Source organism: Rhodococcus sp. LB1, from assembly GCF_001583455.1.
GTDB classification, from domain to species: domain Bacteria; phylum Actinomycetota; class Actinomycetes; order Mycobacteriales; family Mycobacteriaceae; genus Rhodococcus_F; species Rhodococcus_F opacus.
In genome coordinates, this window is sequence record NZ_LTCZ01000285.1 from 1 (window position 1) to 1,831 (window position 1,831).

Sequence of the window (1,831 nt, forward strand, 5' to 3'; positions counted from 1 at the left end):
CGGTTCGTTCGTGTCGGGTTCAGTGGAAGGTGAAGCCGGTGAAGTCGTCGGCGGCGATCTTGTCGCATGTGTCGACGTAGCGGTCGAGTCCGCCGACGTAGGGCATGAAGACTCTGCTGCCGTCGTCGCGGTTGACGTGGACCATGTAGTTCTCGACGTTGAGTCGGAGCAGGTGGGAGGCGGCTTCGGCGACGTGTGCTGTCCACTCGTCCTGGGCGTGGGTTTCGGGTTCGACTCGGGTGTATCCGCGCTCGTTCATATGTTGTAGCAGGTCGGCGACGAAGTCGACGTGCTGGACGTTGTCGAGGATCATGTTCGCCAGCACCGAGGGGCTTCCGGGGCCGGTGAGCAGGAACAGGTTGGGAAATCCGCGGGTCATGAGCCCGAGCAGGGTGCGTGGTCCGCGTTCCCAGCGGTCGGTCGGTTGTTCGCCGAATTCGTTGCGGATGTTCGCCTCGTCGAGGGCGCCGGTGAAGGCGCTGAAGCCCAGTGCGAACACGATGAGGTCGAATTCGAAGTCGTGGTCCCGGGTACGGATTCCGTCGGGGGTGATGTGCTGAATGGGGTCGTTGTTGACGTCGACCAGGTGCACGTTGCTTCGGTTGAATGCCTCGTAGTAGCCGGTGTCGACGCACAGCCGCCGCGAGCCGATCGGGTAGGCGCGGGGGGTCAGCAACTCCGCCGTGTCCGGATCGCGGACGATCTCGCGCACACGCTCGCGGACGAAGTCGGCCACGATGGTGTTCGCATGGATGTCGGTGCCCTGGTCGGAGAAGACCGCGTTCATCGTGTGTCCGCCGCGCGCCCAGCGTTCCCTCAGCAGCGTCTGTTGTTCTTCCGGGGTGAAGTCGTGCGCCGATCCGGCGCCGAGCGGAATGTCCGAACCGGTCGGGTGGTGCAGGATCGTCTCGCGCAGTTCGGCGACGCGGCCGGCGTAGTCGGAGTACTTCTGCTGGTCGAGGGGAACATTCTGCGCGGGTACCGAGTAGTTCGCGGTGCGCTGGAACACGGTAACGCTCTCGGCGTCATGCGCCAGTGCCGGCACGGCCTGTACACCGGAGGACCCTGTTCCGATGACGGCGATTCGTTTACCGGCGGTCTCCACGGGGTCGGTGGGCCAGTGTGAGGTCTGCACCCAGCGACCGCGGAAGTTCTCGAGGCCCGGGAACGAGGGGGTGCGTGCCTTCGACAGTTGGCCGGAGGCCATGACCAGGTAGCGTCCGGTGATCGACTGGCCGTCACTGGTGGTGACGCGGTATCGGTTCGCTGCGGGCTCCCACTGTGCACCGGTGACCCAGGTGGAGAAGCGGATGTGTTCGCGTACTCCCCAGGTGTCGGCGGCGAAATTCAGGTAGGCCAGAATTTCGGGCTGAGCCGGGTAGCGTTCCTTCCACGTCCATTTGGGGTAGAGATCCTCGTCCGGGAAGCAGTAGAAGTAACTTTCGATGTCGACCCGCGCTCCCGGGTATCGGTTGTGGTACCACACCCCGCCCACTTCGGGCGCACCCTCGAAAGCGATGACCCGCAACCCTTCCTGGGTCAGCTTGTGGACAGCGTAAATTCCGCCCGCTCCAGCACCGACCACGACAGCGTCATAATCCACCGTATTCATAACCACACCTTTCACAGGTCGAAATACTTCAGTTTTCAGAGCGCGACGAGACGCACGTGACGTTGCCGCCGAATGTGTCCGTCCCTCACGTACGCCACCGCTGGGCTGACCGACTCGGTGTGCTCAGCGGTGTCACCGACGTCCATGACGGTTTCGGCGTGGGCACGGCAGGGTCGATCACGCCGTCCGTCGAATGACGGGAAGCACGAGTCTCGACGG

2 protein-coding genes are annotated in these 1,831 nt (G+C 63.8%); both read right to left on the reverse strand.

Annotated elements, in window-relative coordinates; genetic code table 11:
- Positions 1 to 19: 19 nt before the first annotated feature.
- Positions 20 to 1,612 carry a flavin-containing monooxygenase gene (locus AZG88_RS29490; RefSeq protein WP_063886912.1) on the reverse strand — a complete coding sequence of 531 codons (1,593 nt, stop codon included), beginning with the start codon at positions 1,610 to 1,612 and terminating at the stop codon, positions 20 to 22.
- A 35-nt stretch (positions 1,613 to 1,647) separates the two neighbouring features.
- A partial coding sequence (locus AZG88_RS54380; RefSeq protein WP_231914254.1) for a hypothetical protein occupies positions 1,648 to 1,831 on the reverse strand: 184 nt, incomplete at its 5' end.

Bases quoted from the DNA above. Each gene is read 5' to 3' on its own strand.
- AZG88_RS29490 (WP_063886912.1), bottom strand. From the start codon at position 1,612: ATGAATACGGTGGATTATGACGCTGTCGTGGTCGGTGCTGGAGCGGGC.